Below are 15,276 nucleotides of genomic sequence, written 5' to 3' on the forward strand. Positions count from 1 at the left end.
CAGCGTCGTGCGCGCGTTGTTCACGGCGCCGCCACCGGGGCACGGGCTAGCTTGCAGGCCCATTCCCCACGCTGGAGCGCGCCATGAGCGACCCTGCCGAGCTCGAACGGAAATTCTGGAAGGCCCTCAAGTCGGACATGACCCTCATGCTGGGCGTCGACGGCCACGAGGACGGCCACACCCGCCCGATGACCGCGCAGCTCGAAGACGAAGGGCACGGTCCGATCTGGTTCTTCACGTCCGTGGACAATGCGCTGGTGCGCGCCGTGGACACGCCGCGCCGCGCGGTGGCGGCGTTCGCGGCCAAGAACCACTCGCTGTTCGCCAGCATCGGCGGCAGCCTGCAGGTGGACACCGACCGCGCCGTGGTCGAGCGCCTGTGGAACCCCTTCGTCGCGGCCTGGTACACCGGCAAGGACGATCCCAAGCTGGCGCTGCTGCGGCTCGACCCCGACCAGGGCGAGGTGTGGCTGAACGAGAACAACCTGCTGGCCGGGGTCAAGATGCTGATGGGCATCGACCCGAAGAAGGACTACCAGGACAAGGTGGCCAAGGTCGACCTGGGCTGAGCCGCCTCCTTGCTGGCGCGCGGGACGTCGCCCGCGCGCCATGCCGGGGTCAGGTCCCCAGCAGCTCGACCTCGAACCTGAGCGTGGCGTTGGGCGGGATCACCCCGCCGGCGCCGCGCGCACCGTAGCCGAGGCTGGCCGGAATGATCAGGGTGCGCTGGCCGCCGACCTTCATGCCCTGCACGCCCTCGTCCCAGCCGCGGATGACCATGCCCGCGCCCAGCGGAAAGATGAAGGGCTCGTCGCGGTCCCTGCTGGAATCGAACTTCGCGCCCTGCACGCCGTCCTCGTACAGCCAGCCGGTGTAGTGCACGGTGACGTTGTGCCCGGCGCGCGCCTCGGCGCCGTCCCCGATGCGGGTCTCTTCGAACTGCAGGCCGGAGGCCGTGGTGGTGAATGCCATGTGTCGATCCAGGTGGGCGGGCGCATAGTCTAGTCGCGCGGTCGAAGGGGGCGGCGATCGGTGCTTCGTTGTCCGCGTTGGACGCGTGGCGGCGTTGATGGTGCAGGCGACCACGCCGGGGAGTCCGCGATGCCCGATTACCGCGCGCCGGGCGTGTTCATCGAGGAAGCGCCGGTCGCGCGTGCCATCGCGGCGGTCCCGCGGTCCACCTGCCTGTTCCTGGGCCCGGTGCGCGCCGATCCCGCTGCGCCGCGCGGCGCACTGCCCCTGCTCGACAGCGCCGGGGCCTTCGCGGCGCTTCACGGGGGCGACGCCGGGCCGGCGTCCGGTGGATCGGTCAAGGCGCACTTGCTGGCGCACGCCGTGCGCGCGTACTTCGCCGAAGGCGGCGAGCGGCTGTACGTGTTGCCGGTGACGGCCGCCGAGGGCGGAGCGCCCCAACTGGCCGACTATGCCCGCGCCCTGGCCACGGCGGCGGTCCCGGACGAGGTCGGCGTGCTGGCCGCGCCCGGCGCCAGCGCGTGGTGCAGCGACATCGGGGGTCTGCATCGACTGCTGGCCGATGCCGCGGACGAGGCGCGCGCGCGACGATTCGCGGTGCTGGACGCGCCACCCGACGCGACCCCCGCGCAAGCCGCGGCGCTGGCCGACGCACTCGATGCCGGCCGCGCCGCACTCTACTACCCCTGGGTCGCGTCGGCGGGCGCGGATGGTGTGCGCCGCCTGCTGCCGCCCTCGGGATTCGTCTGCGGCCTGTACGCCCGCGTCGAGCGCGAGCGCGGCCTGCACAGGGCGCCTGCGGAACGACTGCACACCGCGGCCGGGCTGGCGTATCCGCTCGACAGGGCGCAGCAGGAGGTGCTGAATCCCCGGAGGGTGAACTGTATCCGCCAGTTTCCGGGCAGGGGCATCCTCGTGCATGGCGCCCGCACGCTGTCCAGCAGTCCGGAATGGAAGTACGTGTCGCTGCGCCGGTTCGTCGACCAGATCGAACTGAGCGTCGCGACGGGACTGCCCTGGGTGGCATTCGAACCCAACGGACCGGCGCTGTGGCAGCGGGTGCGCTCGGCGGTCGGGGATTTCCTCCACGCGCAGTGGCGCGCCGGCGCGCTGCAGGGCGCCAAACCTGATCAGGCGATGTTCGTCCGCTGCGACGCCGCCACAATGACGCAGCAGGACCTCGACGAGGGACGCCTGGTCTGCCTGGCCGGCGTTGCGCTGGTGAAGCCTGGCGAGTTCACACGCCTGCGCTGGAGCTGGCGGACCGCCTGAGTGCCGCCCGGCGTCAACCGCCGGGCGAGTCGTCCTGGATCAGCCCGGCGTCGGCCAGCAGCGCGTGGATGCGGCTTTCGACGTACGCCTCGTGCTCCGGCGGCACCTGCTCGGTGACCGGCCCGGTCTCGTTCGAGAACGCTTCGAGCACCTGCTCCCGCGGCAGCTGCCTGCACAGCGCGTCCAGCCGCGCGGCCAGGCGCGCCAGTGCGGCATCGATGTCGGCCTTGTCCTTCATGGGCCGGATGCTGCGCCGGCCGATGTCACGGCGCCGTGCAGCCGGTCAGGCGCGGGCCGGCGGCAGCGGCGTGCGCAGGCCGACCGCCAGCCGGTTCCAGGCATTGATTTCGACGACCAGGAAGCTCAGCTCGGCAATGGCGGTTTCGTCGAAATGCCCGGCCAGCGGTGCGTAGTCGGCGTCGGCCGCGCCGGTCGCCTCGATCCGGGTGAGCGATTCGGCCCACTGCAGCGCGGCGCGTTCGCGCGCGTCGAACAGGCCGCTCTCGCGCCAGCCGGCCAGGGTGTCGAGCCGCCGCTGGTCCTCGCCCGCCGCGCGCGCCTCGTGAGAGTGCATGTCCAGGCAATAGGCGCAGCCGTTGATCTGGGAGACGCGCAGCTTCACCAGCGCGGCCAGGCGCGGTTCGATGCGGCCGTGATGCAGGGCCGCGTCGAGCGAAAGCAGGGCCTGGAAGGCTTTCGGGGCGAGCCTGGGATAGGGGATGCGGGGATGCTGCGACATGGGACGCTCCGGTCATGGCGGCCGGCATGGCCGCCTCGACCGAAGGACGGGCGGGCGACCCGCGCCGTGACACCGGCTCAGTGCAGGCGCAGCTTGTCGGGATTCATCTGGTTGTGGATCTCGGCGATGCGCTCGCCGTCGCAGACGATGGTGGTGACCGTCTGCAGCCGTCCATCCAGGAACTGCAGCCCGGCTGGCTCGCCGTTGGCGATGCCGATGCGACGCTGCAGGCGTGCCGGCGCACGTCGGGCGACCGCCCAGTACAGGCGCGCGATCCGGTCGGCGCCGTGCAGCGGGCGCAGCGCCGCGGTGGCCTTGCCGCCTCCGTCCGACAGCAGCCGCGCATCGGCGTGCAGCAGGCGCTCGATCGCCGCCCGGTCGCCGCTGCCCGAGGCTTCCAGGAACCGTTCCAGCAGCTGGCGGTGGCGCTCCGGCGCGACTGCCGGGAAACGTGCGCGACCGGCCTGCAGCCGCTCGCGCGCACGATGCACCATCTGCCTGCAGTTGGCCTCGGACTGGCCCAGCATCGTCGCGATGCTTGCGTAGTCGTAGTCGAAGGCTTCGCGCAGCAGGAACGCCGCGCGCTGCTCCGGGCCGAGCCGCTCGAGCAGCGCGAGGAAGGCCAGCGACACCTGCTCGGCGAATTCCGCGCGACCGGCGGGACCGGGCGCGTCGTCGACCACCAGCGGCTCGGGCAGCCACGGCCCGACGTAGTCGGTGCGCGCCACCTGGGCCAGGCGCAGGCGGTCGATGCCGAGCCGCGTGACCGTGGCCACCAGCCATCCGGTGGCGTCGCGGATCGCGTCCGGATCGGCCTGGCGCCAGCGCAGCCATGCGTCCTGCACCGCGTCCTCGGCGTCGGCGCGCGTGCCGAGCATGCGATAGGCCAGGGACAGCAGGCGCGGGCGGTGGAGTTCGAAGGTCTGCTCGTGCGGGGTCATGATCGTGGGACGGGCGAGTGCGCGCCGGCGTGACAGCCGTGCGCCGCTTCGCGCCCTTGGCTGCGCGGATGATACGGCCCGGCGGCATGGCCCTCCGGCGGGACTGCTGCGTCGCAGCAACGATGCTACTCAAGGTGACGGCCGTCGCGCCGCTAACGCAACAGAACCCAAGCCCGCCGCGACACGGCCAGGAGCCTTCGATGACCGCACGACCCACCGTGTTGCTGTGCGACGACTCGCGCGCATTGCGCATGCTGGCCGCGGGGCAGCTGGCCGAGGCGGGTTTCGAGGTGGTGGGGGAAGCCGGCAATGGCCTGGAGGCGGTCGAACGCTACCAGGCGCTGCGCCCCGACCTCGTGCTGCTGGACCTGGTGATGCCCGAATGCGACGGCCGCCAGGCGCTGGCGCGGATCCTCGAACTCGACCCGCAGGGCCGCGTGGTCATCCTCAGTTCGCTGGGCGCGCAGGGCGACATCGAGGAATGCCTGCGGCTGGGCGCCCGCTCCTACCTGCAGAAGCCCATCGACCCCGAGTCGATGGAGCGCGTGCTCCACCAGGTGCTCGCCTGAGCGGCGGCGCCAAGACCAGACGAACAAGAGGGCACGAGATGGCAGCGAAATTCCTGGGCCAGTTCCTGCTGGAGCGCGGCGTGATCACCGCGCCGCAGCTGCTGGCGGCGATCGAGGCGCAGCGCGCCTCCAATCCGCTGCTGGGCGAACTGGCCGTCCGCCAGGGCATGCTCGACCAGGCGCAGGCGCGCCGCATCCAGCAGCGCCAGCGCGTGGAGGACCGCCGCTTCGGCGACATCGCCCTGGAGATGGGCGTGCTCGACCAGGCGCAGCTGGCGATCCTGCTCGACGCGCAGAAGGCCGGGCGCAAGCTGCTGGGCGAGGTGCTGCTGGAACAGGGCGTGGTCGACCCGGCGCGACTGGAGGCCGAACTGGCGCAGCACCGCGCCGACCAGGAACAGGCGCGCCACGCGCTCGACGCCGAACTGGCCACGCATCCGCTCGGCGGCCTGGCCAGCCGCGCCATCGGCGTGTGCGCGCGGCTGTTCCCGCGCATGCTCGGCAGCCAGTGCCTGCCGGCCGAAGCGCTGGCGCCGGGCGACCTGGACGACTGGGCCTGCGTGGCGCACGTGCGCGTGCAGGGCGCCAAGCCGATGAGCATCGGCCTGGCCACCGACCTCGATACCGCGCGCGCGCTCGCGTGCGCGCTGCTCAACATCGAACCGGCGCGCTGCGACGACGCGCTCGCGCTCGATGCCCTGGGCGAGATGGTCAACGTGGTGATGGGCTACCTGGTGCGCGACGTGATGACCGAGGACGACACCGCCTACCGCGCGCTGCCGCCCGATACGACCGTCCCGGCCGCGACCCTGGCGGCCGACCGCGAACGCAGCCTGGCGATCGGCATGGGCTCGCAGCTGGGCGCGTTCGTGCTGGTGGTGGCGCGGCCGGTCTGAGTCCGGCGCACGCATCCTGCCGGGCGCTCAGGCGGCGACCGCGTCCGGTGCGGCCCCCATCCCGCCCTGGATGTCCAGTTCGATCCTCCGCAGGTAATCGCCGAAGCCGTGCCGGGCGCGACAGTCGCGGCGTGCGCTGGTCGTGACGCAGGGCTGGTCCCGGCGCGCGATCGCGTAGCCCGCGCGCGCCAGCCCCTCCACCAGCGCGTGGTCCTCGTGCGCAGGCAGCGGCGGGAATCCGCCCACCGCCTCGTAGGCGCGGGCCGAGACGCCCAGGTTCGCCCCATGCACGTGCGCGTGGCCGTCTGCATGGCGTTCGCCGGCGAGGAACGCGCGGCGCACCTGCTCGCCGTAGTCGAGCCAGTCGCCCACCCGCACCGTGCCGCAGAACGCGTCGGCGCCGGTGGCGAGCTGCGCCGAAAGCCAGTGCGCCGGCACCCGGCTGTCGGCATCGGTGGAGGCCAGCCAGCGCGCACCACGTGCAAGCAGCCAGTCCGCCGCGGCCGCGCGGGCGCGACCGACGCTGCGCGCCTGCAGCTCCACCACGCCGACGCCCATGTCCGCGCAGATCGCCGCCGTGCCGTCGCTGCAGCCATCCAGCGCGACGACCACCTGCACCGCTTCGCCGCGCAGGGCCGGGCAGCGCGCGGCGGCCCGGATCGCATGCAGGCAGTCGCCGATCAATGCCTCCTCGTCGTGCGCCGGCACCAGCACTCCGATCACCGCAGGCCCTCGCGTTGCGCGGGCGTGTGCGGATCGTTGCTCCAGCCTTCGAGCAGGAAATCGGCCTCGTCGTGCATGAAGACCCGCGCCATCCCGGGCAATGCTCCCAGGCAGGCATGGACCTCGTCCGTGCTGCTGCGGCGTCCGTCGAAATCCGCGCACCAGTGGCAGGCCACCAGCAGCGCGCGCGGCGCCAGGCTGCCGCGCAGCCGCCGCGCGAATTCCCGCAGTCCGTCCGGCGCGAGGTAATAGCCGATCTCGCCGACCACCACCAGGTCGAAGCGTCCGGGCGGCCACTGCCGCGGATGCTCCATCTGCGCGATCTCCACGTGCGCCAGGTCGCCGCATTGGCGGCGCGCCTCCCGGACCGCCCGCGGGTGCAGGTCGGTGGCCAACAGGGCGCCGCAGCGTCCGGCCAGCGCCCGCGTCAGCACGCCGTTGGCGCAGCCGGTCTCCCAGGCTTTCGCATAGCGCGGCCGGTCGAGCGACGCCATCAGCAGGGCGCGCTTGCGCGCCTCGTACCAGCGCTCGTGGTACCCCCATGGGTCGGCAGAGCCGGCCCACACCGTATCGAGGTGGGCATCCAGGCTCAAGTCAGGTAAACCTCGAACGGGCGTTCGAAGCGTGCGACCACGTGCGGCGCCAAGACCGGTTCCGCCACCGCCGGGGCGGCGGTGCCCAGCTGCGACGCGAAGCAGCCGATCGCGGCGCGCTTGGCCCGCCGGGCACCCTCGTCCAGCGGCATGCGCACGGCGGGGAAAGGGGGTGCGGGCCGCGCGTGGTCGAGCCAGTGCCAGGCCCAGACCGGATAGCGCAGCAGGGTAGCACCGGCCGCGGGCACGACGGACAGCGCCGCAGCGCCGACGGCGTCGTGGTCGGGATGGCCATCGTGCTCCCAGGGCGCCAGCACCAGATCGCCTGGTCGCACCAGCTTCGCGAGCGCGGTGCGCAGGGTCGCGGCGGCCGCGGCCACGCCGCCGTCCGGCAGGTGCAGGCGATGCAGGGTGGCGCAGGTGTCCAGCGCCCGCAGCGCCCCGGCGAGTTCGCTGGCGCGGTCGACGCGCAGGCGCTCCGGCGGCCACGCGCCATTGCCGGGGTAGCAGGCTTCGCCATCGGTCACCGACACTACCGAGAGCGTCCGGCCCGCGCGTGCGGCCGCGCGCATCAGCCCGCCGCAGGCCAGGGTTTCGTCGTCGGGATGTGGCGAGACCACGACGACGCGCTCGTGCGTCGCCAGCAAAGCTGCCGCATCGCGATGCGGCAGCGACGCCAGCCAGGGCGAGAGCTGCCAGCGCGATTCATCGTGGCCGTCGCCGACGATCAGCGCTTCGGCTACAGCGGCCATTGCGCCCCCTCCTCAATCGACGCGACCGCCAGGCCGAGCGCCGCCCAGTCGCGGTCGGCGTGGCTCTGGCGCACGAACACCGACAGGTCGGCGCAGCGCTGCGCGTGTTGGCGATCGCCGCACAGCGGGCCGGGCCCCATCGCGCGACCGGCAGCGTCGAGCACCTCATGGCAGGCCCGTTCGACCAGCGAGCGCACGCGCACCACCTCGCGCTGGTGCGGCAGCGATGGCGCGGTATCGATGCGCTCGGCCAGCTCACGCAGCAGCGCCGCGGCCGCACCCAGCGCCATGTCGACGCGGCCCAGCAGCGCGGCTGCATGCGGATCGCGCGCGATCCGCTCGGGGTCGGCCATGCGCCGCGCGATCTCGGCGGCCGCGCCGTACCAGCAGGCGGCGATCCCGGCGCCGCCATGCCAGAAGCCCGGCCGCTCGAGATAGGCGCCGGGCGCGCCGACGCGGGTGCAGGGGACGTGGTGGAACTCCACGGGCCCGCTCTCGATCGCGGCCATGCCCACGGCCTGCCAGACCGAGGGAGGACGTTCAATGCCCGGTCCGCGCATGTCCACGCGGACCAGCTGCGACACGCCCCCAACCTGCACGGTGAGCAGCGCGGCATCGACGAAGCCCGCGCCCGAGCACCAGGGCTTGCGCCCGGTCAGCCGGGGCCCGCCGCGGCCGTCGTCCAGTACCAAGGTCGATTGCGGTCCCTCGGCGGCCCAGACCGCCAGCAGCGCGTCGGGACTGGTGGGTTCCCCGTCGAGATCGCCAAGGATGGCGAGCGCGTCGTAATGCGCCTCCACCACCTTCACCAGGGCAAGGTCGCGGGCGGCAATGGCGGCCAGCGCCTGCCAGCGCGCCAGGGTGCGACCGCGTCCGGGCAGCGGCCAGTCCCCTTCCCGGCGCACGCAGTCGCGCGCGCGCGCGGCGAGGGTCACGAGGTCGGGGACGGCCTCCCTGGCGGAGGCGGGGGTATCGGGCAGGGCGGACATGCGCGAAGTGGAGCAAGCCGATCGTGCTTGGCGCGTGAGCAGAACAGCCGGCACAGGCCGGCCGTGTGGCTGACCCCGGCGTCGCGGGACCCGGTGCAGGCCCCGCCGGCATCGCCGGTGTTCAACAACCCGCGGCTCCACCCGCATGATGCCGCGCTCCGCGGCGCGACCGGCCGATGCTCGGCGCCGCGCGGTACGACGCACATCTGGCCCGCGGCCAGCGCCACCGTGCGGTCCCGGAATTCGATGGCCATCCCGCGTCGATCACGATGAAGACCTCGCCGGTGTCCTGGTGCGCATGCCGGACGAATTCGCCCTGGATGCGGGCGAGCTTGAACCGGACGTCGTCCATGCCGACCACCGCGCGCGGCGACCAGTGACCGGTCGTCCGGGCCAGCTCTCTGCAGGTCGATGGCCTAAAGCCGGCGCCGCCGGACAGTGGACGTCGGATCGTTCGACATGACGTCTCCGCCGGGTCGTGGAAGATGCCGACAGGCCCGGAGCGGCCGGCACACGACGCTCGCCCGCGCGGGACTTCGCCATCGTTGCCCGCACGCACACGACGCCCGGCAAAAAAGAAGGGAGGCCCGCGCGGCCTCCCGTTCCCATATTCAAACCCGCCACGGGGCTTGCGGCAAGCCCCGCCGCGGGCTGCAGGATCCGCGCCTGGTGCAATGCGAGGAGCGATGCGATGGACGATGCGAAGACCACCTGGTACCACGGCACGCGCGCCGACCTGGGCGTCGGCGACCTGATCGTCCCCGGCCACCCCTCCAACTTCGGCAGCCGCAAGGCGGCTCGACACGTCTACATGTCGGCCACGCTCGACGCCGCCATCTGGGGAGCCGAGCTCGCGGCGGGCGACGGCGCGCAGCGCATCTACATCGTGGAGCCGACCGGGCCGTTCGAGGACGATCCCAACCTCACCGACAAGCGGTTTCCCGGCAATCCCACGCGATCCTTCCGCTCGCGCCATCCCTTGCGCATCCTGGGCGAACTCGCGCACTGGACCGGGCATGCGCCCGCGCGGCTGGCGGAGATGCGCGCCTTCCTCGCCGGGCTCGAGCCATCGCAGGCCGATCCGCTCGACGACTGAGGGCGCCGCGCTTGCGTCCGGGGCGCGCCGCGCGTACACGGTGGGCAACCCATCCGGAGAGCCGCCATGCGGTACGTGCCTGCGTTCATCCTGGTTTCGGCGCTGGGGTTGGCGGTTCTGTCGCCCGCAGCGCGCGCGGAGGTGCTCGACGCCGCCCCCGCGGGCTTCACCGTGGAGAACAGCGGCGTGGTGCCGGTCGACGCCGGCGCGGCGTGGGCGGCGCTGGTCGGACAGGTCGATGCGTGGTGGCCGAAGGACCACAGCTGGTGGGGCGCGGAAGGCAGGCTGTCGATCGAACCCCGCGTCGGGGGCTGCTTCTGCGAGGTTGCCGGCGACCGCCAGGCCGAACACCTGCGCGTGGTGTTCGTCGATCCCGGCCGCCGCCTGCGCATGTCCGGCGGCCTTGGTCCCCTGCAGGGCATGGGGCTGGACGGGATCCTCGAGTTCCGGCTGGAACCGGCCGACAGCGGCGACGGAGCGGCGACGCGGATCACCCTGCATTACCGCGTCGGCGGCTACAGCCCCGACGACATCGGCCAGTTCGCGCCGGTGGTCGATCGCGTGCAGGCCGCGCAGCTGGGCGGCCTGCTGGCGCATCTGGGGGCGGACGACGGCGACGGGCCAACGGCAACCGGGTCGCCCCGGGCCCAATGAGGGGTTCGGCGTATTCGCGACCTACGCGTCGTCCTGCGCGAGCAGATACATCCGGTCGTCGCCGTCCGGATCGACCTCCAGCATCACCGTCATCGGCTTGCAGCAGACCGGGCAATCCTCGATGTAGCGCTGCGAACCAGCACTGGCGTCGACGGCCAGACTGACCGGCTCGCCGCAATAAGGGCAGTGTCCATCCTGGAAGTGGAGCATGGCGGTTGGTGCCTGGGGCGGGGTTCCGTTTGTAGCGTATTGACGGCGGCCTATCACCGTCCCGTCGGGGGAGGGCGCGCGGTCGCCGGGTGCAGGCACGCACTTTCGCGCATCCGTCTGATCCGCGCCTCGGCTGCGCCCCCGCAGGCGCTGGCGGGAACGGAGCTTCGCTTCAGCCTCCGCCTCCGCTCGCGTACCAACAGACAATTGCCCGCCGCGCCAGATGCCGCACAGCAGCAGAGACCACCCGCCGAACTGGCGTGGCGCCTCCCGGATCGGACCGCGCGCGCCGCGCCGGCGGCGGGTCATGCAGGCACGCATCTTGCTGCAGTGCAGGGCCTCCGTCGGGTGTATATATGCGGAGGGGCGTGGACACGATCGCCGTGTCCGGTGCATATCCACGAGGGGAACATCCAATGACGTATCCAGCACGACACGTGTTGTCGGTGGGAGTGGTTCTGGCGCTCGCCACCGGCGCCTGGAGTATCGGCAACAGCGGAACCAGCCAGCAGGCACAGCAGGTAGAGGCCGTTGCGCCCAGCCTGGAGCAGATGAATGCACCGTCGCCGTCGATGGCGTTCGAACCCAACCACGGCCAGACCGGCCCGCACGTCGACTACGTCAGTCGCGGCGAGGGCTACGGCCTGCTCCTGAGCCCGACCGAGGCGGTCTTCAGCCTGCGTCCCGCCGCCGCGGCCCCCGCGCCAGGCGAGGGTCGCGCGCGCAATGAACGTCCCGCGCCGACCGTGCTCCGGATGTCCCTGGTGGACGGCAACCCTGCCGCGCCCCACGTGGCGGCCGAGCGCCTGCCCGGCGCCAGCCACTACCTCACCGGGTCAGATCCGGCCAACTGGCGGCGCAACGTGCCGCGTTACGGCAGGGTCGAGTACAAGTCCGTCTACGACGGCATCGACCTGGTCTACTACGGCAACCAGGGCCAGCTCGAGTACGACTTCGTGGTCGCCCCTGGCAAGGATCCGGGCAGGATCGCGCTGGAGTTCTCCGGCATCTCCTCGCTGGACCTGGACGAGGCCGGCAACCTTGTGCTGGGCACCGAGCATGGCAATCTTAAGCAGCACAAGCCGGTCGTCTACCAATGGGTCGACGGGGCGCGTCGCGCGGTGGAAGGCGCATACGCGCTGCTCGCCGGCAACCGCGTGGGCTTCTCGCTCGGCGACTACGACGTGCGCCTGCCGCTGGTCATCGACCCGGTGCTCTCCTACAGCACCTTCCTGGGCGGCGATGGCTGGGATTCGACCGCCGCCATCGCGGTCGACGGCGCGGGGAACACCTATGTCGCCGGCAACACCAACTCGATCGAGTTCGCCTGGGACATGGGCAACGACAGCGAGTTCAGCGGCGTCTACGACGCCTATGTCTGCCGCTTCAAGGCAGTGGGCAGCATGCCCTACTGCGCCTACGTCGGCGGCAGCGGCGACGATGCGGCGTGGGGCCTGGCTGTCGGGCCCAACGGCAACGCCTACGTCACCGGCTACACCGATTCGTTCGACTTCCCGGTGCTCAGGGCGAACCAGCCGTCGCGGGCCGCAGGCACGTACGGCGACGCGTTCCTGTTCAAGATCAACAACCGGGGCGACGACCTGGAATACAGCACCTATTACGGCGGCAACGACTCCGACGTCGCCCGTGGGGTAGTGGTCGACTCCCGTGGCAGCGCCTATATCACCGGCAACACCTACTCCTGGGAGGGCTTCCCGGTCACCGCCGATGCGATGCAGAGGACCGACCCGGCCGGAGTCGACGCCTTCGTCGCGAAGTTCCTCGACTCCGGCGCGCTCGCCTACAGTACCTACCTGGGCGGCGGCGCTGCCGACCAGGGCCGCGGGATCGCGCTGGACGCGGCCGGCGGCATCTGGGTCAGCGGCATGACCGACTCCGCCGACTTCCCGACGCGCGGCGCCATCCAGGCCGCACATGCCGGCGGTGGCGATGCGTTCCTGGTCAAGCTCGACGCGGCGGGCAAGCTTCGCTACGGCACCTACCTCGGCGGCAGCGCCACCGAATGGGGCTACGGCGTGCAGGTCGACCGCGCCGGCAACATCCACTTGGCGGGCATCACCTCGTCGACGGATTTCCCGGCCACGTCCAACGCGCTGCAGGCCGCCAACAAGGGTGGACAGGACGGCTTCCTGGCCCGCTTCAAGTCCAACGGCTCGCTGGCCTACGCCACCTACTACGGCGGCAGCGACATGGACGACATGCGCCATATCGCGCTGGATCCGGCCGGCAACGTGTACTGGACCGGCTACACCTCTTCGCCGGACTTCCCGCTGTTCAACCCGCTGCAGCCGAAGATGGGCGGTTCGCAGGACCAGGTCCTGGTCCAACTCGACGCGTCGGGCCGCAAGCTGCTGCGCAGCACTTCGTTCGGCGGCAGCGGCTGGGAGATCGGCTCGGGCATCGCGCTGGGCCGCGACGGCACGATCCACCTCACCGGCTACACGGCCTCGACCGACCTGCCGCTATACGCGCCCTTCCAGAAGGCGCATGGCAGCCCGGCGCCGCAGTACGACGGGGTGCCGGATATCTACCTGACTCGCCTGACCGACGCGTCGCTGCGCTCCTGGCCGGGCGACTTCGATGGCAACGGCACCAGCGACCTCCTGTGGCGCAACCAGGCCACCGGCGCCGGCAGCATCTGGCCGGGGGCGGTCCGTTCGCAGGCGCGCGACATCACCCGTGTGACCGACCTCGACTGGCAGATCGTCGGCGTCGGCGACTTCGACGGCGACGGGCGCGACGACATCCTGTGGCGTCACGTGGTGACGGGCGCCAACACGGTGTGGCGCCGCGGCAACTACTCCAACGCCATGGGCGTGACGTCGGTGACCGACACCAACTGGAAGGTGGTGGGGACCGGCGACTTCAACGGCGACGGCAAGGACGACATCCTGTGGCGCAATGCCGTCACTGGCGCCAATGCGATCTGGAACGCGGCCAACTACAACACCCAGATCTCGGTCACCAACGTCACCGGCCTGGCCTGGGAGGTCGTAGGCGTGGCCGACTTCGACGGCGACAGCCGCGACGACATCCTGTGGCGCGATACCTCGAGCGGAAAGGGCACCATCTGGAAGCAGGGCAAGTACGCGTCGCAACAGGCCGTGGACGCGGTCAAGGGCACCGCCTGGAAGGTGGTGGGCCTTGGCGACTTCGATGGGGACGGCAAGGACGATATCCTGTGGCGCAACGGCGTGAATGGCCAGAACCTGATCTGGCGTTCCGGCCTCAACGGCTCGCGCCTGTCGGTGGCGGGCGTCACCAACCACGACTGGCAGGTGCTGGGCACGGGCGACTACGACGGCGATGGCCGCTCCGACATCCTGTGGCGCAACCATTACAGCGGTGCGAACACCATTTGGCGGCGCGCGAACAGCAAGAACCAGCTCGGCGTGGTCTCGGTCACGGACCAGAACTGGATTCCCAAGTCCTGATCGCGTTGCGGCAATCGGAAAGGCCCGGTGGAATACCGGGCCTTTCTTTTTGGGCCGAGGCCAGCGGCGTGCAGTGCACCAGCATGAACGGCAGCCCCGGCAGTTCAGCCCCGTGACGGCGGCTGCCCCGGATCCGCCGCCAACTCGTGTATCGTGTGCGCACTGTTCAAGGCGGGATCACGGTACATCGTGGCTCCGATGCGGTAGGTCTGGCTTCAAGGTCGGCAACGGCCCTCTATCTGCGATCCGCTCCATCGCTTCGCGCGTTACCCCTTGCTCGATACAGTCCCGGCATCGCATGTCGCGAGCCGTGTTTCCCTCACTGATCCAAGGAGTAACACCATGTCCGATCGTCAGACCGGCACCGTCAAGTGGTTCAACGACGCCAAGGGCTTCGGCTTCATCACCCCGCAGAGCGGCGACGACCTGTTCGTCCATTTCCGTTCGATCCAGGGCAGCGGCTTCAAGTCGCTGCAGGAAGGCCAGCGCGTGTCCTTCAAGGTCGCGCAGGGCCAGAAGGGCCTGCAGGCTGAGGAAGTCCAGGCCGAGTAATTCCGGCGCGACGCGGCAACGCGTCATTTGTACCGGAACCCCGGGCGGAAACGCCCGGGGTTTTCTGCGTCTGGGGCACGCTCGGGCAAGATCCGCCGCGACGGACTTGCGCGGGCGCGCCACGCGCGGGCCGCCAGCAGGCAAAAGCGCACCGGGCCGGTCGCGACGGGGGCCGATGGGCGGCGGGAACATCCACAGTGCCGGCCGGCATACGGCGCACGGGTCGGGCGGAACGCCCGGCAGGGAGCCCCCGGGTCGTCAAGCCAACATCAGGCCTTGGCCGCGCAGCCGATCGCGGCGACGGCGAGTGCGAACGGGCGCAAAGCGGGTCGAAGCGTGGAACCGCAGGCCTTTCGCTACATCCATCGACGATCCGGGGCACGGGCGCCCGGGGGTCGCACGCGGACCGGCGCGGGACCGCCCTGCGCCTCTACCTGCTGCAGTAGCGCGCGACTACCTTGTCCGCCACCTGCGGCGGCATCCGGGTAGCGAAGTACGCTTCGTCCACGAGCTGCGTGCCATGCAGCACCCCTCCCTGCCAGCGCGCCGAGCGTGCGGCGCAGTCCAGCGACAGCGTTCCCGCGAAATCGCCGCTCTTGCCGTCGCGGATCACCGTGTACAGGCTGGGCATGGGCTCGTCGAATTCGGTCAGCGGATAGGCATACCACTGGTCGAAATACAGGCCGTCGCCCAGCGGCTGCGTGTAGACCAGGTGGGCCGGGTCCAGTTCGGGACGCGGCGCCGGTGGATCGTCCGTGCCCTGCGCCCGGGCCAGCGCGGCCGTCGCCGCCAGGACGATCGCCATCAGCGCGCTGATCCAGCGATCCATGGGGGCTCCTGCGCAGTCGGGAGCGCGACGATAC

At 71.4% G+C, this 15,276-nt stretch carries 19 protein-coding genes; 8 read left to right on the forward strand and 11 right to left on the reverse strand.

Going from position 1 to position 15,276, the window contains the following annotated elements; translation table 11 throughout:
- Nucleotides 1–83 precede the first annotated feature (83 nt).
- Entirely contained in the window at nt 84–569 is a 486-nt protein-coding gene (locus ACFQ2D_RS07020; protein ID WP_280943119.1) for a pyridoxamine 5'-phosphate oxidase family protein, read from the forward strand.
- A gap of 49 nt (nt 570–618) precedes the next feature.
- Here the strand turns inward: ACFQ2D_RS07020 and ACFQ2D_RS07025 are convergent, their stop codons facing one another.
- Complete coding sequence (locus ACFQ2D_RS07025; protein ID WP_280943120.1) at nt 619–972, reverse strand: FKBP-type peptidyl-prolyl cis-trans isomerase; 354 nt, start codon at nt 970–972, stop codon at nt 619–621.
- A 129-nt stretch (nt 973–1,101) separates the two neighbouring features.
- Here ACFQ2D_RS07025 and ACFQ2D_RS07030 point away from each other — a divergent pair, with 129 nt between their 5' ends.
- Entirely contained in the window at nt 1,102–2,244 is a 1,143-nt protein-coding gene (locus tag ACFQ2D_RS07030; RefSeq protein ID WP_280943121.1) for a phage tail sheath family protein, read from the forward strand.
- 13 nt (nt 2,245–2,257) lie between these two features.
- Here ACFQ2D_RS07030 and ACFQ2D_RS07035 read toward each other — a convergent pair whose 3' ends face one another.
- The 3 genes from ACFQ2D_RS07035 to ACFQ2D_RS07045 form a co-directional block, all read right to left on the reverse strand.
- Entirely contained in the window at nt 2,258–2,482 is a 225-nt protein-coding gene (locus tag ACFQ2D_RS07035) for a hypothetical protein (protein ID WP_280943122.1), read from the reverse strand.
- 45 nt (nt 2,483–2,527) lie between these two features.
- Complete coding sequence (locus ACFQ2D_RS07040; protein WP_280943123.1) at nt 2,528–2,983, reverse strand: carboxymuconolactone decarboxylase family protein; 456 nt, start codon at nt 2,981–2,983, stop codon at nt 2,528–2,530.
- Between the two features lie 77 nt (nt 2,984–3,060).
- Complete coding sequence (locus tag ACFQ2D_RS07045; protein WP_280943124.1) at nt 3,061–3,924, reverse strand: RNA polymerase sigma-70 factor; 864 nt, start codon at nt 3,922–3,924, stop codon at nt 3,061–3,063.
- A 200-nt stretch (nt 3,925–4,124) separates the two neighbouring features.
- Between ACFQ2D_RS07045 and ACFQ2D_RS07050 the strand changes: the two genes are divergently transcribed.
- The gene (locus ACFQ2D_RS07050; RefSeq protein WP_280943125.1) at nt 4,125–4,493 is read left to right on the forward strand and encodes a response regulator; all 369 of its coding nucleotides are present in this window, start codon (nt 4,125–4,127) and stop codon (nt 4,491–4,493) included.
- Nucleotides 4,494–4,531: 38 nt separating this feature from the next.
- A complete protein-coding gene (locus ACFQ2D_RS07055) occupies nt 4,532–5,389 on the forward strand; it encodes a chemotaxis protein CheX (protein ID WP_280943126.1) in 858 nt (285 codons plus the stop codon).
- Between the two features lie 27 nt (nt 5,390–5,416).
- On the opposite strand, the gene ACFQ2D_RS07060 is transcribed toward ACFQ2D_RS07055, so the two are convergent.
- The 5 genes from ACFQ2D_RS07060 to ACFQ2D_RS07080 all read right to left on the reverse strand — a co-directional run bounded on the left by ACFQ2D_RS07060 (nt 5,417) and on the right by ACFQ2D_RS07080 (nt 8,798).
- Nucleotides 5,417–6,112: a glycosyltransferase gene (locus ACFQ2D_RS07060; protein WP_280943127.1), complete on the reverse strand. Its 696-nt coding sequence runs from the start codon at nt 6,110–6,112 to the stop codon at nt 5,417–5,419.
- The gene (locus ACFQ2D_RS07065) at nt 6,109–6,705 is read right to left on the reverse strand and encodes an SAM-dependent methyltransferase (protein ID WP_280943128.1); all 597 of its coding nucleotides are present in this window, start codon (nt 6,703–6,705) and stop codon (nt 6,109–6,111) included. The genes ACFQ2D_RS07060 and ACFQ2D_RS07065 overlap by 4 nt, the downstream gene beginning before the upstream one ends.
- Entirely contained in the window at nt 6,702–7,457 is a 756-nt protein-coding gene (locus ACFQ2D_RS07070; RefSeq protein WP_280943129.1) for a PIG-L deacetylase family protein, read from the reverse strand. The genes ACFQ2D_RS07065 and ACFQ2D_RS07070 overlap by 4 nt, the downstream gene beginning before the upstream one ends.
- A complete protein-coding gene (locus tag ACFQ2D_RS07075) occupies nt 7,445–8,446 on the reverse strand; it encodes an acyl-CoA dehydrogenase (protein WP_280943130.1) in 1,002 nt (333 codons plus the stop codon). The genes ACFQ2D_RS07070 and ACFQ2D_RS07075 overlap by 13 nt, the downstream gene beginning before the upstream one ends.
- 121 nt (nt 8,447–8,567) lie before the next feature.
- On the reverse strand, nt 8,568–8,798 hold the full coding sequence (locus ACFQ2D_RS07080) for a hypothetical protein (RefSeq protein WP_386795572.1): 231 nt from the start codon (nt 8,796–8,798) through the stop codon (nt 8,568–8,570).
- Nucleotides 8,799–9,137: 339 nt separating this feature from the next.
- Between ACFQ2D_RS07080 and arr the strand changes: the two genes are divergently transcribed.
- Entirely contained in the window at nt 9,138–9,542 is a 405-nt protein-coding gene (arr, locus tag ACFQ2D_RS07085) for an NAD(+)--rifampin ADP-ribosyltransferase (RefSeq protein WP_280943132.1), read from the forward strand.
- 66 nt (nt 9,543–9,608) lie between these two features.
- Nucleotides 9,609–10,196 carry an SRPBCC domain-containing protein gene (locus ACFQ2D_RS07090; RefSeq protein ID WP_280943133.1) on the forward strand — a complete coding sequence of 196 codons (588 nt, stop codon included), beginning with the start codon at nt 9,609–9,611 and terminating at the stop codon, nt 10,194–10,196.
- Between the two features lie 21 nt (nt 10,197–10,217).
- Here ACFQ2D_RS07090 and ACFQ2D_RS07095 read toward each other — a convergent pair whose 3' ends face one another.
- Nucleotides 10,218–10,406 carry a CPXCG motif-containing cysteine-rich protein gene (locus ACFQ2D_RS07095; protein WP_280943134.1) on the reverse strand — a complete coding sequence of 63 codons (189 nt, stop codon included), beginning with the start codon at nt 10,404–10,406 and terminating at the stop codon, nt 10,218–10,220.
- Nucleotides 10,407–10,822: 416 nt separating this feature from the next.
- Here ACFQ2D_RS07095 and ACFQ2D_RS07100 point away from each other — a divergent pair, with 416 nt between their 5' ends.
- Together ACFQ2D_RS07100 and ACFQ2D_RS07105 are read left to right on the forward strand one after the other, a co-directional pair.
- Nucleotides 10,823–13,861: a DUF7948 domain-containing protein gene (locus ACFQ2D_RS07100; protein WP_280943135.1), complete on the forward strand. Its 3,039-nt coding sequence runs from the start codon at nt 10,823–10,825 to the stop codon at nt 13,859–13,861.
- A gap of 342 nt (nt 13,862–14,203) precedes the next feature.
- Entirely contained in the window at nt 14,204–14,413 is a 210-nt protein-coding gene (locus ACFQ2D_RS07105; protein WP_280943136.1) for a cold-shock protein, read from the forward strand.
- A 430-nt stretch (nt 14,414–14,843) separates the two neighbouring features.
- On the opposite strand, the gene ACFQ2D_RS07110 is transcribed toward ACFQ2D_RS07105, so the two are convergent.
- Nucleotides 14,844–15,242 carry a hypothetical protein gene (locus ACFQ2D_RS07110; RefSeq protein ID WP_280943137.1) on the reverse strand — a complete coding sequence of 133 codons (399 nt, stop codon included), beginning with the start codon at nt 15,240–15,242 and terminating at the stop codon, nt 14,844–14,846.
- Nucleotides 15,243–15,276 lie beyond the last annotated feature (34 nt).

Origin of the sequence: Luteimonas composti (assembly GCF_042678665.1) — a bacterium.
In the GTDB taxonomy this organism is placed as follows: domain Bacteria; phylum Pseudomonadota; class Gammaproteobacteria; order Xanthomonadales; family Xanthomonadaceae; genus Luteimonas; species Luteimonas composti.

Coding starts and splice junctions, on each gene's coding strand:
- ACFQ2D_RS07020 (WP_280943119.1), top strand. CDS start 84: ATGAGCGACCCTGCCGAGCTCGAACGGAAATTCTGGAAGGCCCTCAAG.
- ACFQ2D_RS07025 (WP_280943120.1), bottom strand. CDS start 972: ATGGCATTCACCACCACGGCCTCCGGCCTGCAGTTCGAAGAGACCCGC.
- ACFQ2D_RS07030 (WP_280943121.1), top strand. CDS start 1,102: ATGCCCGATTACCGCGCGCCGGGCGTGTTCATCGAGGAAGCGCCGGTC.
- ACFQ2D_RS07035 (WP_280943122.1), bottom strand. CDS start 2,482: ATGAAGGACAAGGCCGACATCGATGCCGCACTGGCGCGCCTGGCCGCG.
- ACFQ2D_RS07040 (WP_280943123.1), bottom strand. CDS start 2,983: ATGTCGCAGCATCCCCGCATCCCCTATCCCAGGCTCGCCCCGAAAGCC.
- ACFQ2D_RS07045 (WP_280943124.1), bottom strand. CDS start 3,924: ATGACCCCGCACGAGCAGACCTTCGAACTCCACCGCCCGCGCCTGCTG.
- ACFQ2D_RS07050 (WP_280943125.1), top strand. CDS start 4,125: ATGACCGCACGACCCACCGTGTTGCTGTGCGACGACTCGCGCGCATTG.
- ACFQ2D_RS07055 (WP_280943126.1), top strand. CDS start 4,532: ATGGCAGCGAAATTCCTGGGCCAGTTCCTGCTGGAGCGCGGCGTGATC.
- ACFQ2D_RS07070 (WP_280943129.1), bottom strand. CDS start 7,457: ATGGCCGCTGTAGCCGAAGCGCTGATCGTCGGCGACGGCCACGATGAA.
- ACFQ2D_RS07075 (WP_280943130.1), bottom strand. CDS start 8,446: ATGTCCGCCCTGCCCGATACCCCCGCCTCCGCCAGGGAGGCCGTCCCC.
- ACFQ2D_RS07080 (WP_386795572.1), bottom strand. CDS start 8,798: ATGGACGACGTCCGGTTCAAGCTCGCCCGCATCCAGGGCGAATTCGTC.
- arr (WP_280943132.1), top strand. CDS start 9,138: ATGGACGATGCGAAGACCACCTGGTACCACGGCACGCGCGCCGACCTG.
- ACFQ2D_RS07090 (WP_280943133.1), top strand. CDS start 9,609: ATGCGGTACGTGCCTGCGTTCATCCTGGTTTCGGCGCTGGGGTTGGCG.
- ACFQ2D_RS07095 (WP_280943134.1), bottom strand. CDS start 10,406: ATGCTCCACTTCCAGGATGGACACTGCCCTTATTGCGGCGAGCCGGTC.
- ACFQ2D_RS07100 (WP_280943135.1), top strand. CDS start 10,823: ATGACGTATCCAGCACGACACGTGTTGTCGGTGGGAGTGGTTCTGGCG.
- ACFQ2D_RS07105 (WP_280943136.1), top strand. CDS start 14,204: ATGTCCGATCGTCAGACCGGCACCGTCAAGTGGTTCAACGACGCCAAG.
- ACFQ2D_RS07110 (WP_280943137.1), bottom strand. CDS start 15,242: ATGGATCGCTGGATCAGCGCGCTGATGGCGATCGTCCTGGCGGCGACG.